Genomic DNA, 14,881 nt, shown 5'->3' with positions numbered 1-14,881 from the left:
CGGAACACGTCACCCTCGGGCGGCGTTGCAGGGGTCGACCCACTCACCCCCATGGAGGGAATCACCCATGCCCGACACCGTCACACTCGGCGACCGATTGACGGTCAGCCCAATGGGATTCGGCGGCATGGCGCTGACCCCGGTCTACGGCGGCGAGATCGACGACACCGAGTCGATCGCGACCCTGCACCACGCCATCGACGTCGGCGTGACCTTCATCGACACCGCGAACGTGTACGGCGGCGGCGACAACGAGCGGCTGATCGCCAATGTCCTCGCCGACCGTCGCGACGAGGTGACGATCGCGACCAAGTTCGGCATCGACGGCAATCCCGCCGACCGAGCCGGCGGTGAGGTGCGGCCGCGGGGCGACGCCGCCTACGTGCGGCAGTGCGTCGACGAGAGCCTCGCGCGCCTGCGCACCGACGTCATCGACCTCTACTACATGCACCGGCGAGACGTCCGTGTCCCGATCGAGGAGACCGTCGGGGCGATGGCCGAACTCGTGACCGCGGGCAAGGTGCGTCACCTCGGCGTCTCCGAGACCACCGCCGCCGAGCTGCGCGCTGCCCACGCGGTCCACCCGATTGCGGCAATCCAGAGCGAATGGTCGATCTGGAGCCTCGATATCGAGCGCACCGTGGTGCCCACCGCGGTGGACCTGGGGATCGGCGTCGTACCGTTCTCGCCGCTCGGCCGCGGCTTCCTGACCGGCTCGGTGCGTTCGGCCGCCGATCTCGGTGAACGGGACTTCCGCAAGAACATCCCCCGCTTCACCGGTAGTGCGCTCGATGCGAATCAGGCCGTCGTCGCGGCAGTGGTCGACGTAGCCGCGGAAGTCGGTGCCACACCGGCCCAGGTCGCCCTGGCCTGGCTGCGCCACCGCGCCGAGACGTTCGGCGTGGCGTCGGTACCGATCCCGGGAACCCGGCGCGCTGCCCGCATCGACGAGAACCTCGAGTCGCTGTCGGTCAGCCTCAGCGCCGCCCAGATCGAAAGGCTGAGCGCGGCAGGCGAGTCCGTGTCGGGTGAGAGGTACGCCGACATGCGATCGGTGGGAACCGGGCGAGAGTGAGCGCCGTCGCCGACGGCGATAAGCGCACGTGCGGCCGCCCCAAGCGGTATACCCGTAGCCATGATCGAAGTCACCCTGCTGGGTACGGGCAGCCCGATTCCGGACCCGAACCGGGCGGGCCCGGCGACACTGGTCCGCGCGGGTGGACACACGTTCCTGACCGACTGCGGTCGCGGCGTCCAGCAGCGACTCGCCGCGGCGGGAAGTAGCGCGGGCGCGCTGACCGCACTGCTCCTGACCCACCTGCACAGCGACCACATCGCCGACCTCGGCGACCTCCTCATCACGCGGTGGATCACCACGTTCGACCCGGATCCCGCGCCGATCCTCGTCATCGGGCCGCCGGGCACCGCCGAGGTCGTCGACGCGACGCTCGCGGCCTTCGGCCACGACATCGGCTATCGGATCGCCCATCACGCCGACATCACCGGACCGCCGCGCGTCGACGTGCGCGAGCACACCGGCGGCGTGGTGTGGGAGCACGACGGCGTGGTGGTGCGCGCCGCTCCCACCGACCACCGGCCGGTCGCCCCGACGGTCGGCTTCCGCATCGAGCACGACGGGGCGTCGGTGGTACTCGCCGGCGACACCGTGCCTGTCAGAGCCTCGACGACTTGGCCTCCGGCGCAGGCGCTCTCGTCCACACAGTGATCCGCAAGGACGTCGTCGACGCACTTCCGCAGCAGCGCATCCGGGACATCTGCGACTACCACTCCTCGGTCGAGGAGGCCGGTGCGACGGCGGCCCGGGCCGGTGTGGGCATCCTGATCCTCACGCACTACGTGCCCGGGATCGCCCCCGGCCAGGAGGAGGACTGGCGCGCACTGGCTGCGACCACGTTCAGCAGGCAGATCGAACTCGGCGACGATCTGCACCGTGTCGAGGTGCACCCCGGCGTCTGCGCTCCGTCCCCCGCCGACGTCACGCCAGCCGGGTGATCTCCACGATGACGTCGAGGTCGGTGGACCCTTCACCGGAGTAGATGCCCTTGAGCGGACTGACGTCGGCGTAGTCACGGCCGACGCCGACGCTGACGTACTGCTCGTTGATGTGCTTGTCGTTGGTGGGGTCGTAGTTCCACCACCCGCCGGTCCACGCCTGGATCCACGCGTGGCTCTCGCCCTCGATGGTCTCCCCTACCGCGGCCTCACGTTTCGGATGCAGATAGCCCGACACGTAACGCGCGGGGATCCCCATGCTGCGCAACAGGATCAGGGTCAGGTGCGTGTAGTCCTGGCAGACGCCCTTGCCCTCCCGTAGCGCGTCGAGGCCCGAGGAGTGCACACCAGTGGTCCCAGGAACGTAGGCGAGTTCGCCGTGCACCCAGTTCGCCGCCGCGACGACGGCCTCCCTCGGTGCGTGCTCCTTGGCGATCTTCTGCCCCACCCGCGCCAGACGCTTGCTCTCGGGCGTGTACTGGGTGCCGGTCAGGATCTCGTCGAAGCGGTCGATCACCGCCTCGGTTTCCAGGTCCTCCCACGTCACGTCGTCCTCGGGCATGACGCCCTCCTCGGTCTCGACGACCGACGACGAGGTCACCTCGAGTTCGGTGTGCGGAGCGTGCAGGTCGAACGTCGTTACCGCGGTGCCCCAGTAGTCGACGTACCGGTAGGACCGCGTCGCCGGCACCGTCTCGACCCGGTTGAGGATGACGTTCTGTCGGCTGTCCGATCGTGGAGTCAGCCGGGCCTCGTTGAACGACGCGGTCACCGGCGACTTGTACGCATACCCGGTGGAATGGACGACTCGAAGACGCCACATGTCTAGACCTCGCCCTCTTCGATGACCAGTGTGCCGTCGCGGCCGGCATCGCTCCACGCCACCCACGGGGCGGAGTGAAAGTACTCCAGCGCCAACGCTTCTCCGATGTCGGCACAGGTCTGCTGCAGGTCGCCCAACCGGGTCTCCAGTGACTCGAGCAGGACACCGGGGCGCAGGAACTCCAGTTCGCTACGCGCGCGGCCGAGCAGGCGCTGGGCCTCGGCCGTCGCACCGACGCGATTGAGCCTGCGGTGGTGCAACTCGTCGAGGCTGTGCTCGGCCAATCGCAGCGAGTACATGACCGAGCGCGGGAACAGGCGGTCGAGCATCATGAACTCGACGACGCGACCGGCGTCGAGCACGCCGCGGTAGGTACGCAGATAGGTGTCGTGTGCGCCCGCCGAACGCAGGACCGTCACCCAGGCCGGTGACGACGCGCTGTCACCGACACGCGAGAGCAGCAGCCGCACGATCATGTCGACGCGTTCGATCGCGCGGCCGAGCACCATGAATCGATAGCCGTCGTCGCGGGACAACGTCGAGTCGGCGAGCCCGGCGAACTGCGCAGCGCGTCCCTCGATGTAGGACAGGAACTCGTGCGGTCCGAGACGCTTGGCCGCGCGCTCCCGCTCGGGCAGGGCGTTGTAGGTCGTGTTGAGGCACTCCCAGATCTCGGTGGACGTGACTTCGCGTGCGCCGCGGGCATTCTCACGTGCCGCCGAGATCGAGTCGACGATCGAGCAGCCACCGTGGGTGTCTCGGCTGAACGCCACCAGGTCGGTCAGCGACCAGAGGTCGAGTTCGGTGTCCGGCGGCTCGATGCCCAGCACCTTCAGCAGCGTCCGCGAGGCCTGGTCGGGGTCGACGCTGGAATCCTCCAGCAGCTGATGCACGGTGACGTCGAGGATCCGAGCGGTGTCGTCGGCCCGCTCGACGTAGCGGCCGATCCAGTAGAGCGATTCTGCGTTGCGCGCCAACATCAGTGCATCACCTGTTGTTGCTGCTGCTGTTGCTGCTGCTGATCCTGGGTGCCCATCGTCATCGACTGCTGCTGCGGCGGTGAGCCGTCGCCGTTCTTGTCCCCCTTGCCTGCCCTGGGTAGCGCGCGCACGACTTCGGCGGCCGCCAGCTCGCGGTCGGCGGCCGAGGTCCGCGACGCGAGCACCCAGGTGTCCTTGGAGCCGCCGCCCTGGCTGGAGTTCACCACCAGGGACCCCTCGGGCAGCGCCACGCGGGTCAGCCCGCCGGGCAGCACCCACACGTCGTCGCCATCGTTGACCGCGAAGGGCCGCAGGTCGACGTGCCGCGGGGCCAGCTGGTCGTCGATCTGCGTCGGCACGGTGGACAGCTGCACCACCGGCTGGGCGATCCAGCCGCGCGGCTCGCTGCGGATCTTCTTGCAGATCGTGGCCAGCTCCTTCTCGGAGGCGTCGGGGCCGAACACGATGCCGTAGCCGCCCGAGCCCTCGACGGGCTTGATCACCAGCTCGGCGACCCTGTCGAGGACTTCTTCGCGTTCCTCGTCGAGCCAGCAGCGGAAGGTGTCGACGTTGGCGAGCAACGGCTTCTCACCGAGGTAGTACTCGATGATCGTCGGCACGTAGGTGTAGACCAGCTTGTCGTCGCCCACGCCGTTGCCCACGGCGCTGGAGATCACGACGTTGCCTGCCCTCGCCGCGTTCAGGATGCCCGCGACGCCGAGCACGGAGTCCGGCTTGAAGTGCATCGGGTCGAGGAACTCGTCGTCGATGCGCCGGTAGATCACGTCGACCTGACGCTCTCCCTCGGTGGTGCGCATGTAGACGGTGTTGTCGCGGCAGAACAGGTCGCGGCCCTCGACGAGTTCGACCCCCATCTGCCGGGCGAGCAGCGAGTGCTCGAAGTACGCCGAGTTGTAGACGCCGGGTGTGAGCACGACCACGGTGGGATCGGCCTCGTTGGACGCCGCGGCGTTGCGCAACGCACGCAGCAGGTGCGAGGCGTAGTCGCCGACCGAGCGGACCCTGTGCGTGGCGAACAGGTTCGGGAAGACCCGGGCCATCGTGCGCCGGTTCTCCATCACGTACGACACACCCGACGGCGAGCGCAGGTTGTCCTCCAGCACCCGGAACGTGCCCTGGGCGTCGCGGACCAGGTCGATGCCCGCGACGTGGATGCGCACGCCGTTGGGCGGGACGATGCCCGCGGCCTCCCGGTGGAAGTGCTCGCATGACGTGATCAGCCTGCGGGGGATGACCCCGTCGCGGAGGATCTCCTGCTCGCCGTAGATGTCGCTGAGGTACATCTCGAGCGCCTTGACCCGCTGCTTGATGCCGCGCTCGAGCTTCGACCACTCGGCCGCCGAGATCACCCGGGGCACCAGGTCCAGCGGGAAGGGGCGCTCCTGACCGGACAGGGAGAAGGTGATGCCCTGGTCGATGAATGCGCGGCCGAGGGCGTCGGCGCGGGCCGCGAGTTCCGACGCGTCCGACGGCGCGAGTTCGGCGAAGATCCCCTTGTACGGCCCCCGCACGTTGCCTTGGGCGTCGAACATCTCGTCGAACGCCTGCGAGTAATTGCCGACGCTGTTGTATCCGTCGAAGATGCCGTCGTACCGTTTGGATGCCCGCGAGTTCGAGCGTGTCGACCGGCCGGTGTCTGCTGGCAATGTTCGGAGACTCACAGGTGACATGCTGCCCCAACTGCGCCGGGTCGGCTGACCACGGGCTTCGCTTTGGGCATTTCCCCGGTGCGCTGGTAATCTGAACCGTCGCTGCCCCGCAGGGCGCCCATACTCGACCATCCCGATACGTAATTCGAAGGACTGACGCGTGGCCAATATCAAGTCGCAGGAAAAGCGCATCCGCACCAACGAGCGTGCTCGGCTGCGCAATCAGTCGGTGAAGTCCGAACTTCGCACGGCTGTCCGCGGGTTCCGCGAGGCCGTCGACGCAGGTGAGAAAGACAAGGCAGGCGAGATGCTGGCGTTCGCGACGCGCAAGCTCGACAAGGCCGCCAGCAAGGGTGTCATCCACAAGAACCAGGCCGCCAACAAGAAGTCGGCGCTGACGATCGCGTTCAACAAGATCGCCGGAGCCTAGCTCCCCCGCGGGCTCAGTTCCCGCCGGCCAGCTCGGCGACCTTTCGCACCGCAGCCTCGAGGGCGTAGTCGGCATCTGCCGCTGCGCCCTTGACGTCTGCATTGAGGGTTGCGACCAGCCGCATCGCCTCGGCCACCGAATCCCGGTCCCACCGACGCGCTTGCCGCTGCACCTTCTGCACCCGCCACGGCGGCATTCCCACTTCACCGGCCACCTGATGGTGGTTCCCTGACAGCGGCGCGATGCGGGCAATCGAGTGGACTGCCTCGGCCAGCGCGTCGGCGAGAACCACGTGCGCCTCACCGCCCATCACCGCCCACCGCAGGGCCTCGGCCGCTCCCTCGACGTCGCCGGTGACCGCCATGTCGGCGATCACGTAGCCCTTCACCTCGGCCTTGCCGTTGTGGTAGCGACGGACCGCGGCGACGTCCACCTCGCCACCAGTGTCGGCGACGAGTTGCGAGCATGTGGCCGCGAGTTCGCGCAGATCGGATCCGACGGCGTCGAGTAGTGCGGTCACCACGTCGTCACCCACCTTGACCCGGTGGGTACGGAATTCGCGTTTGACGAAGTCGGCGCGCTCGGAGGGCTTCGTCAGCTTTGCGCAGGGATGCACCTCGGCGCCGATCTTCTTCAGCTGATCGGCGAGCGACTTGGCGCGGCCGCCACCGGTGTGCACCACGACCAGCACGGTGCCCGGCGGGAGATCGGCTGCCGCCTCGCCGATGAGCGTCACCGCCTCCTTGCCCGCGTCAGCGGCAGACTCGAGCACCAGCACGCGTTCGTCGGCGAACAGCGACGGGCTGAGCAACTCCGCCAGCTCGTTCGGGCTGATCTCGCCGGCCCGCATGCGGTTCACCGGCACGTCGTGGGTGCCGGCGTCCTTGCGCGCGATGCGGAGCACGTCGGACACCGCCCGTTCGACGAGCAGTTCTTCGTCACCCAGAACGAGGTGCAGTTGCGTCACGCCACGATGGTGTCACGGCCCGCCGACGTCGCCCGCCGCCGCCCACGCCGTCGCGCCGACGGCGCACCACAGCAGGATCACCCGGCCCCATCGCCAACGCCACAGCACGATCGAAGTAACCACCGTCGACGCGACGAACACCACGCCCGCCAAACCCGAAGGCACCGGAAGTGCCGCGCCGGGAACCGATGCGGCCCACTGCGCGACCCGAAGCAGCCACCACAGTTGCGGCCCGGTGAACCGGATCAGTAGCCCCGCCGCGTCGGGCCAGGCACTGCAGATCGCCGCCGCCGCCGTTCCCAGGACGGTGATCGGGGCGATGACGACCGTGACCGCGAGATTGGCGAACACGGCGACGATGCTGAAGGCACCCGAGATCCCGGCGACAAGGGGCGCGGTGATCAGTTGTGCGGCAACGGCCACGCACACCGCGTCGGCGAGCGGCTTTGGCCACCGCCGCGCGACGAGCGCAGCCGACCACGCCGGAGCGATGAGAACCAGTGCGGCAGTGGCCGATACCGACAGCGCGAAGCCGACGTCGACGGCCATCTCCGGCCAGCCGATCAGCACCACGAGGATGGTCGCCGCGAGCGCGGGAATCGCCTGCCGCCTACGGTGCGAGACCACCGCCAGCAGCGTGACGGCGCCCATGATCGCCGCGCGCAGCACGCTGGCCGTGGGCTGTACCACCACGACGAACGCCACCAGGGCGATGGCCGCCAGGGCGACGGCGATGCGTGGCCCCACCACCATGGCCGACAGCAGCACCGTGCCGCAGACGATGGTGACGTTGGCGCCCGACACCGCGGTCAGGTGGGCGAGCCCAGCGATGCGAAAGTCGGCGACCGTCGTCTGCGCGACGGCCGAGGTGTCGCCGAGCGTCAACGCCGGCAACATCACCGCCTGCTCCGGCGGCAGGACCGCGCGAGCAGTCTCGGCGAAGTCACGTCGCACCGTCGCGGCGACGCGGTGTACCGCACCGGCCTCGCCGAGGCGAGGCTCGCCACTGGCCGACAGCACGGCCACGGTCAGGTCCCGACGGGCAGGCTTTCCCACGCGGGCGCGGAAGTCGGCCGGGCGGCCCGCGGTCACGTCGCCGTAGCCGACCACCGAGGCGAACACCAGGACGCGGCCGGACTGCGGATGGCCGTCGACGGCGCGCAGCGCGGCTCGGAACATCATCCGCGAGCCCGCGACCACCCGGGGCGTCTCGACGGGTACCGCAGTCACCGAGACCGTGTCGCCGATCCGGTCCGCGATCGGGTGGTGCTCGACGGCGTCGACGCGCAGCGCAACCGAGCAGGCGAATGCGGCACCGACCAGCCCGACCGCCGCCACCGCAGGCCACCAGGGCCGGGCTCCGTCGACGTCGTTGCGCAGGCGGATCGACGCCCACGCCGCGGCCGCCGTCGCGATCACCACGACGGCGACCGCAGCCGCCACGTTCCACAGGATTCCCGTCGCCGTGACCGCCCAGGCGGTCAGCGCCGCCGGCACCAGCCGGAGATCGACCCCGGCCGCCGCCGCTCCGGCGCCTGTCACGATCGGCGCTGTCACACATGGACCAGGTCACGCAGCTTCTCCAGCCGCGCAGGGCCGATGCCGTCGACTTCTCCGAGCTGCTCGACGCCCGTGAAGGGCCCGTTCGCGTCGCGCCAGGCCACGATCGCGGACGCCGTCACCGGGCCGACGCCGGGGAGTTCGTCGAGCTGCTCGACGGTTGCGGTGTTGAGGTTCACCGGACCGGGAGCGGCCTCGGAACTGCCCGCTGCCGCGGGGTCGGCGTCGCCCGGCGCCGAGGTGATCGAGCTGCCCATCGCCGGCGGCGCACCGGGCGGGCCCGCGATGCCGACGAGGATCTGCTCACCATCGGCCACCCGGCGAGCCACGTTCAGACCGAGGAGGTCCGCACCGTCGAGTACACCGCCCGCCGCGGCCAGCGCGTCGTCGACCCGCGCACCGGCCGTCAGCGTCACCAGCCCGGGCCGGTGCACCAGACCGACCACGCTGACCACGACGGGTTGCTCAGCGGCCGGGGATGGCGGGGCGGGTGCGGTCGAAACCATCTGCACCGGTGGCAGATTCGCCGACACGACCGGCGGCGGGTCGTTGCCCGCCAGTGTCACCACCGTCACCAGCACGGCGACGACGCCGACCACGGACAGTCCGATGACACCGGCCCGGCCTGGGTCGGCCCGCAGCGCGGTCAGCCACTGCGCCCGGCCGGTCGGCGGGGCGTCGGGCAGCCACCGCGCCAGCGAGGTGTCCGGCGCCTCGTCGTCGGAGTCGTCGGTCGCGGACCCGTCGGTGCCGGAGAGGCGGCGCTGCGCCCTGTCGGTGGGTTGTTCGGTACGCATGGCGTGACCGTAGGCGCGCCGCGCGACGCACTTCGGTCCTCAGATGCCGCGGGACGGGTCGCTCGTGGATGAACTCGGCACTGGGGATGACGTCGTGCCCAGAGCGGCTACCAGCCGTCGGACCGCCAGCAGGTCCAGTCGATCTCGACGAGCGCTCCGACGGCGAGACCCGTGACGCCCACGCACGTGCGCGAGGGCAGCCTGTCCGGGAACCACGGCGCGTAGGCGTCGTTGAACGCGGCATAGTCCGACCAGTCGATCAGGTAGGCGCGGACCGAGACGACGTCGGACAGCGAGCCGCCGCACAATTCGGTCACGCGCAACAGATTGCGCATCACCTGGTCGGTCTGGGTCGCGACGTCCGATCCGACCACGGCGCCCGTGGAATCCGTGGGCATCTGCCCGGTGACGTAGAGGGTCTCGCCCGCGGCCGTGGCGTGCGCGAACGGCGCGACGCCTGGCGGAACGCCCTCCTCGGGCGTGAACGTGAACGAGCGGATACCGGTCACGCCGCGGAACCCCGTCGCGGCAGGAAGTGCTGCATCGCACAGATCATGCCAGGGTGGCGGTCCCACGGTCGCGGGAACGTCGCTGGCGTATACATGTTCACCGAGGTGTCTACTGAGCCGCCGTCGCCCGATCGTCCCAGGAGTCGCGAATGACCACCGACCGACCGCTGAAGGTGATCCAGTGGACCACCGGCAACATCGGCAGACGCTCCTTGCACGCGATCATCGGACGCTCCGACATGGAACTCGTCGGGGTGTATGCCCACGGCGCCGACAAGGTGGGCGTCGACGCCGCTCAGCTGGCCGGGTGGCCGGAGCCGACGGGAGTGACGGCCACCGACGACGTCGACGCACTCATCGCCCTCGGAGCCGACGCCTGCTGCTACAACCCGCTGTGGCCCAGCGTCGACGAGCTGGTCCGCCTGCTCGAGGCCGAGGTGAACGTATGCTCGAGCGCGGCGTGGATCACCGGCGGCAAGCAGTCACCCGAGGATCTCGACCGCATCCGAAAAGCCTGCGAGACGGGACGTTCGACCATCTTCGGCAGCGGGGCGCATCCCGGCATGACGAACATGGTCGGCATGGTGCTCTCCGGGGCGTGCGAGGCCGTCGAGCAGATCCGCATCACCGAGTCGGTGGACTGCTCGACCTACGAATCCGCAGGCACTCAGTCGGCGATGGGGTTCGGGCAGGATCCCGAGACGCCCGGTCTGGCCGAGAACGTGCGCCGCGAGAGCGAGGTGTTCGCCGAGTCGGCTGCCATGATGGCCGACGCCATCGGCGCCACGCTCGACCGCATCACCTTCGACGTGGAGTTCACCGCCGCCACCGGTGACAGCGACCTCGGGTTCATGCAGATCCCGGCGGGCACCGTCGGAGGCGTGTACGGCTACCACCGCGGGTGGGTGGGTGAGAAGAACGTCGTCAGCGTCGGATTCAACTGGACCATGGGCAGCCACGTCACCCCGCCCAAGCCGCTCGAGCACGGCCACGTCATCCAGGTCTACGGCACGCCCAACATGCGCACCGTCCTACATTGCCTGCCGCCCAAGGGCTGGACCGAGCCCGGCTTCATGGGCCTCGGCATGATCTACACCGCGCTGCCGGTGACCAACGCGGTCCCGGCCGTCGTGGCCGCGGCGCCGGGCATCGTCACGCTCAAGGATCTGCCGCCGGTCACCGGTCGCTTCGTCGGCTAGAAGCGCGTCGACAGCGTCGCCAGCCCGGGCCCGTCGAGGTCGCGCAACCCGTCGGCCCGTCCTGCCATCGTCATCAGCAGCGCCTCGCCGGAGCCGCAAACCTCGGGCCCCTTGCCCGCGGCCCAGTCCAGGTCGGTGGCGACGAGTCGGACGCCCCTGGCGCGCCAGGCACCACGGATCAGCGGCGCGGTTCGCGCGAAGTCCAGTGCGACACGCAGGCGGTCGGCGGCGACGATGCGCGGCATCGCCAGTGGACGCCGGATGTCCTGTTGGTGGATCATGTTGTCGGTCAGTGCGATTCGCCCGCCGAAGCCCGCACCGAGGCCCGACGGCATGGCATGCCGGCGCATCATGTCGACCAAGTCGTCGGTCGAGCGATCGGACAGGTGGTCGACCGCCAGTGCGTTGATGCGATCGACGACCAGGAACCCGCGCAGGAACCGCGTCACCAGGGCCGCGGTGGACAGCCCCTCATAGCTCATCGTGTGCGCGACCACGTCGCGCGCCCGCCATTCCGGGCACAGGGTCGGGGCCAGCCACTGCTCGGCGGTCAGGCCGCCGAGGAAGTCGGCGAACTCCAGTCGCTCGTCGCGGGCCAAGGTCAGCGCGTCCATGCCACACCCCTACCCGTCCACCGTCACGCACACGCCGACGGCGCCGCCACCGACGTGCACGGCCAGGACCGGTCCCATGTCGGCGACGGTGAGCGACTCCACCTGCGGCAACCTGTCGGTCAGTGCCGCGCCGATGACGTCCGCGTCGTCGTGGTTGTCGACGTGGTGTACGACGATCGACGCGCTGCGCTCCCCCACCACGTCGGCGACCGCGTCCACCAGCGCGGCATGTGCCTTCGACGTCGTGCGAATCCGTTGCAGAAGAACCAATCTCCCATCGACGTCGAGATGGAGGAGCGGTTTGAGCGATAGTGCGGTACCCAGCCAGGACGTAGCGGTGCCGATGCGGCCGCTGCGGCGGAGGTTGTCGAGACGGTGCACCACGATGAACGCATGCCCCCGCGGCACCGCTGAACGGGCGGCTTCCTCGACGGCGTCGAGGTTCGCGCCGGTTCCGGCCGCCCGGGCCGCCGCCACCGCCACGAAGCCGACGCAGGCCGCGGCCGAACGCGAGTTCACCACGCGCACGGCCGATCCGAACTCGCGGGCCACGGTGCGCGCGGTGCTGAAGGTGCTCGACAGCGCAGCAGAGAGGTGCACGGCCACGACGCCGTCTCCCCCGCTGGCGGCCAAGGCCTCCCGATAGGTCTCGGCGAGGTCCGCCGGAGAGGCGCCCGACGTCGTCACGTGGCTGCGGTCGTGGATGTCGTTCGGAACCGGATCGACGTCGTCGCGCATGTCTTCGCCGTCGAGCAGAACGTGCAGCGGCACCCGGCGAATACCCCAGCGGTCCAGCACGTCTGGACCCATGCGCGCCGACGAATCGGTCACCACGACGACGGCCATGGTCAGTTCGCGCCCGCGGCGGGCACGCCGGCGTCGGCGAGTGCCTTCATCATGAGGTCGGCGACGTTGCGGTGCGCCTCGAAGTTCCAGTGGATGCCGTCGGGATTCCCGCGCCCGCTCATCACCTCGTCGCCCACGGCGGCCTTGAGGTCGACCACCGGCACGTCGTGCTCGGCGGCCCACCCGGTGATCGCGGCGACCGTGCCGTCCCGCCATCGGTGCGAGTTGCCGTAGGTCTCTGCGACGTGCACCGAAGGAATGCACGCGACGAACGGTATTCCGGGGCGGTTGAAGTCGATCGCAGCGCGGGTCTGCTCAAGGTACTCGACGGAGAGCTTCGGCGGTAGGGCCGGTCGCGCGACCGGGGAGAACCTCGGCTGGACCCACCCGTAACCGTCTCGCACCCACCGCCGCAGCAGCGGTGGACGGACGTAGCGGATCATCTCCCGCAGCGCCGTGGGAAGCGGCGACGGCAGCGAGTCCATGCCGCAGGTCGCGAAGACCACGGCACCGGCCCGCGGCAGCGCCGCCCACGACCGTGGGTCCTGAATCGCCGCCCACCACACGTCGCGGCAGGTCCAGCCGATGCGACCGATCAGCTCGACGTCCCAATCGAGTTGCTCTGCAACGATGTTTGGCCAGATGCGCGGATCGTCGGAGGGCAGTCCGCCGGTCGGGCCGTAGTAGGACAGCGAATCGCAGAACACGAGCAGGGTTGGGCGGCGAAGGGGAACGACCGGCTCAGAGGACATCGCTGGCGACCTGCGCCGAGGCGTTCCACACGTCGAGACGCCAACGGATGTCCTCGAGTGGAGCGTCGTCGGAGGAGTGGCCGGACAGCTGGACCCAGCTCGCGTTGCCCATCCCACCCAGCACGGGCCAGTTGTCGACGGGCAGGCCGAGGATCGCCCCGGTGAGCGCCGCGATCAGGCCGCCGTGCGCCACCAGGACGACCGGTCGATCGGGTTCGCCGACGCCCCACTCCGCCTGTCCGGCAATGAGTTCGGCGATCAACGGCATGCTCCGCGCTGCCACGTCGACTCGGCTCTCACCACCGTGCGGGGCCCACCGCGCGTCGTCGCGCCACGCCAGCCGGGCACCCGGAGCGATGGCGTCGACCTCGAGGTGGGTCATGCCCTGCCAATCACCCAGGTGCGTCTCGCGCAGCCGGACATCGGTGCTGACCGGCAATCCCGCCTGTTCACCGAGTGCGACCGCGGTGTCGAGAGCCCGGCGCAGATCCGAGGAGACGATGAGCAGGGGTTCGCGCTTGGCGAGCAGCTCGGCCGCAGCGACGGCCTGGGCGCGGCCCAGCTCGGAGAGGTCGGTGTCGAGCTGACCCTGCATGCGGCTGCCCGCGTTGTACTCGGTCTGGCCGTGGCGCAACATGACCAGCCTGCGGACTCTCACTCCCGGCCCTCGGGCAGGGAGTCGCCGTGGCCGTCGAGGTCGACGGGCACCAGCGGGCAGTCACGCCACAACCGGTCGAGGGCGTAGAAGTTCCGCTCGTCCTGATGCTGGATGTGCACCACGATGTCGACGTAGTCGAGCAGCACCCATCGACCCTCGCGCGTGCCCTCGCGGCGGGCGGGCTTGAACCCCGCGGCGCGCATCTTCTCCTCGACCTCGTCGACGATGGCCTTGACCTGCCGATCGTTGGAGGCGGAGCCGATCACGAAGACGTCGGTGATGACCAGCTGTCCCGACACGTCGATGACGACGACGTCGTCGGCCAGCTTGGACGACGCCGCCCGGGCGGCAACGGTGGCCATCTCGACGGCCTCGACAGACGCACTCACGATGGGGTCCTTCCAACAAGGGTGGGGGTGCGGTACAGGCCGCGTTTGGAGACGTACTGCACGACGCCGTCGGGCACCAGGTACCAGATGGGCCTGCCGGTCACCGCCCGGTCGCGGCATTCGCTCGACGAGATGGCGAGCGCGGGTACCTCGACGAGATTCAGCGCATCAGGCGGTAGTTCCTTCATCGCCGCCTCGATGTGCTCACCGTCCAGGGCGTAGCCGGGCCTGCTGACGCCGACGAAGCGTGCCAGGGAGAACAAGTCCTCCCAGTTCTGCCAGCTCAGGATCGAACCGAGCGCGTCGGCACCGGTGATGAAGTACAGGTCGGTGTCGGGGTGGGCGGCGGCCAGGTCGCGCAGCGTGTCCTTGGTGTACGTCGGTCCGCCGCGATCGATGTCGACCCGGCTGACCGAGAAGCGGGGATTGGCTGCCGTTGCGATCACCGTCATGAGGTAGCGATCCTCGGCGGCGGTGACCGAGCGGTCGCGCTTCTGCCACGGCTGGCCGGTCGGTACGAACACGACCTCGTCCAAGTCGAACAGATCGGCGACCTCGCTGGCCGCGACGAGGTGACCGTGGTGGATCGGGTCGAAGGTCCCGCCCATCACTCCCAGCCTGCGTCGAGTCACGAATAGGCAGCTTACGGCAGTGATCGGCGCGGCTTCCGACCG

Annotated in this window: 16 protein-coding genes and 1 pseudogene; 4 read left to right on the top strand and 13 right to left on the bottom strand. The window is 69.6% G+C overall.

Going from position 1 to position 14,881, the window contains the following annotated elements:
• Nucleotides 1-67: 67 nt before the first annotated feature.
• Nucleotides 68-1,075 (top strand): aldo/keto reductase, encoded by a 1,008-nt coding sequence (locus G6N61_RS29520; protein WP_163924377.1) that lies wholly within the window; start codon nt 68-70, stop codon nt 1,073-1,075.
• Between the two features lie 60 nt (nt 1,076-1,135).
• Nucleotides 1,136-2,013 (top strand): annotated as a pseudogene (locus tag G6N61_RS29515) (ribonuclease Z).
• On the opposite strand, the gene G6N61_RS29510 reads toward G6N61_RS29515, so the two are convergent.
• The 3 genes from G6N61_RS29510 to G6N61_RS29500 are packed head-to-tail and all read right to left on the bottom strand — an operon-like array spanning nt 1,997 to nt 5,507.
• Nucleotides 1,997-2,836 carry a transglutaminase family protein gene (locus G6N61_RS29510; protein WP_163924376.1) on the bottom strand — a complete coding sequence of 280 codons (840 nt, stop codon included), beginning with the start codon at nt 2,834-2,836 and terminating at the stop codon, nt 1,997-1,999. The pseudogene G6N61_RS29515 and the gene G6N61_RS29510 sit on opposite strands and share 17 nt — an antisense overlap.
• Before the next feature lie 2 nt (nt 2,837-2,838).
• The gene (locus tag G6N61_RS29505; RefSeq protein ID WP_163924375.1) at nt 2,839-3,816 is read right to left on the bottom strand and encodes an alpha-E domain-containing protein; all 978 of its coding nucleotides are present in this window, start codon (nt 3,814-3,816) and stop codon (nt 2,839-2,841) included.
• Entirely contained in the window at nt 3,816-5,507 is a 1,692-nt protein-coding gene (locus G6N61_RS29500) for a circularly permuted type 2 ATP-grasp protein (RefSeq protein WP_163924374.1), read from the bottom strand. The genes G6N61_RS29505 and G6N61_RS29500 overlap by 1 nt, the downstream gene beginning before the upstream one ends.
• Nucleotides 5,508-5,646: 139 nt before the next feature.
• Here G6N61_RS29500 and rpsT point away from each other — a divergent pair, with 139 nt between their 5' ends.
• The gene (rpsT, locus tag G6N61_RS29495; protein WP_163924373.1) at nt 5,647-5,916 is read left to right on the top strand and encodes a 30S ribosomal protein S20; all 270 of its coding nucleotides are present in this window, start codon (nt 5,647-5,649) and stop codon (nt 5,914-5,916) included.
• 13 nt (nt 5,917-5,929) lie between these two features.
• Here the strand turns inward: rpsT and holA are convergent, their stop codons facing one another.
• From holA to G6N61_RS29475, 4 genes are all read right to left on the bottom strand, one after another.
• Nucleotides 5,930-6,883, bottom strand: coding sequence for a DNA polymerase III subunit delta (holA, locus tag G6N61_RS29490; protein ID WP_163924372.1), 954 nt, complete (start codon nt 6,881-6,883; stop codon nt 5,930-5,932).
• Between the two features lie 12 nt (nt 6,884-6,895).
• On the bottom strand, nt 6,896-8,425 hold the full coding sequence (locus tag G6N61_RS29485) for a ComEC/Rec2 family competence protein (RefSeq protein WP_163924371.1): 1,530 nt from the start codon (nt 8,423-8,425) through the stop codon (nt 6,896-6,898).
• A gap of 11 nt (nt 8,426-8,436) precedes the next feature.
• On the bottom strand, nt 8,437-9,240 hold the full coding sequence (locus G6N61_RS29480) for a ComEA family DNA-binding protein (RefSeq protein WP_163924370.1): 804 nt from the start codon (nt 9,238-9,240) through the stop codon (nt 8,437-8,439).
• Between the two features lie 107 nt (nt 9,241-9,347).
• Nucleotides 9,348-9,749 (bottom strand): RidA family protein, encoded by a 402-nt coding sequence (locus G6N61_RS29475; RefSeq protein ID WP_163924369.1) that lies wholly within the window; start codon nt 9,747-9,749, stop codon nt 9,348-9,350.
• A 149-nt stretch (nt 9,750-9,898) separates the two neighbouring features.
• Here G6N61_RS29475 and G6N61_RS29470 point away from each other — a divergent pair, with 149 nt between their 5' ends.
• Complete coding sequence (locus tag G6N61_RS29470; protein WP_163924368.1) at nt 9,899-10,948, top strand: NAD(P)H-dependent amine dehydrogenase family protein; 1,050 nt, start codon at nt 9,899-9,901, stop codon at nt 10,946-10,948.
• On the opposite strand, the gene G6N61_RS29465 is transcribed toward G6N61_RS29470, so the two are convergent.
• The 6 genes from G6N61_RS29465 to nadD are packed head-to-tail and all read right to left on the bottom strand — an operon-like array spanning nt 10,945 to nt 14,839.
• Nucleotides 10,945-11,562, bottom strand: a complete 618-nt coding sequence (locus tag G6N61_RS29465) for a maleylpyruvate isomerase family mycothiol-dependent enzyme (RefSeq protein WP_163924367.1) — start codon at nt 11,560-11,562, stop codon at nt 10,945-10,947. The two genes, G6N61_RS29470 and G6N61_RS29465, sit on opposite strands and share 4 nt — an antisense overlap.
• Before the next feature lie 9 nt (nt 11,563-11,571).
• Nucleotides 11,572-12,408, bottom strand: a complete 837-nt coding sequence (locus G6N61_RS29460) for a DegV family protein (RefSeq protein ID WP_163924366.1) — start codon at nt 12,406-12,408, stop codon at nt 11,572-11,574.
• 2 nt (nt 12,409-12,410) lie between these two features.
• Nucleotides 12,411-13,160 carry a diglucosylglycerate octanoyltransferase gene (octT, locus tag G6N61_RS29455; protein ID WP_163924365.1) on the bottom strand — a complete coding sequence of 250 codons (750 nt, stop codon included), beginning with the start codon at nt 13,158-13,160 and terminating at the stop codon, nt 12,411-12,413.
• Nucleotides 13,150-13,818 (bottom strand): glucosyl-3-phosphoglycerate phosphatase, encoded by a 669-nt coding sequence (gene gpgP / locus G6N61_RS29450; protein ID WP_163924364.1) that lies wholly within the window; start codon nt 13,816-13,818, stop codon nt 13,150-13,152. The genes octT and gpgP overlap by 11 nt, the downstream gene beginning before the upstream one ends.
• A complete protein-coding gene (gene rsfS, locus G6N61_RS29445; RefSeq protein ID WP_163924363.1) occupies nt 13,815-14,207 on the bottom strand; it encodes a ribosome silencing factor in 393 nt (130 codons plus the stop codon). Before rsfS ends, gpgP begins: the two co-directional genes overlap by 4 nt.
• Nucleotides 14,204-14,839 carry a nicotinate-nucleotide adenylyltransferase gene (gene nadD, locus G6N61_RS29440; protein ID WP_264077410.1) on the bottom strand — a complete coding sequence of 212 codons (636 nt, stop codon included), beginning with the start codon at nt 14,837-14,839 and terminating at the stop codon, nt 14,204-14,206. The genes rsfS and nadD overlap by 4 nt, the downstream gene beginning before the upstream one ends.
• Nucleotides 14,840-14,881 lie beyond the last annotated feature (42 nt).

Origin of the sequence: Mycolicibacterium arabiense, from assembly GCF_010731815.2 — a bacterium.
Lineage (GTDB): Bacteria > Actinomycetota > Actinomycetes > Mycobacteriales > Mycobacteriaceae > Mycobacterium > Mycobacterium arabiense.
This window is presented reverse-complemented; position numbering and strand designations above follow the sequence as displayed.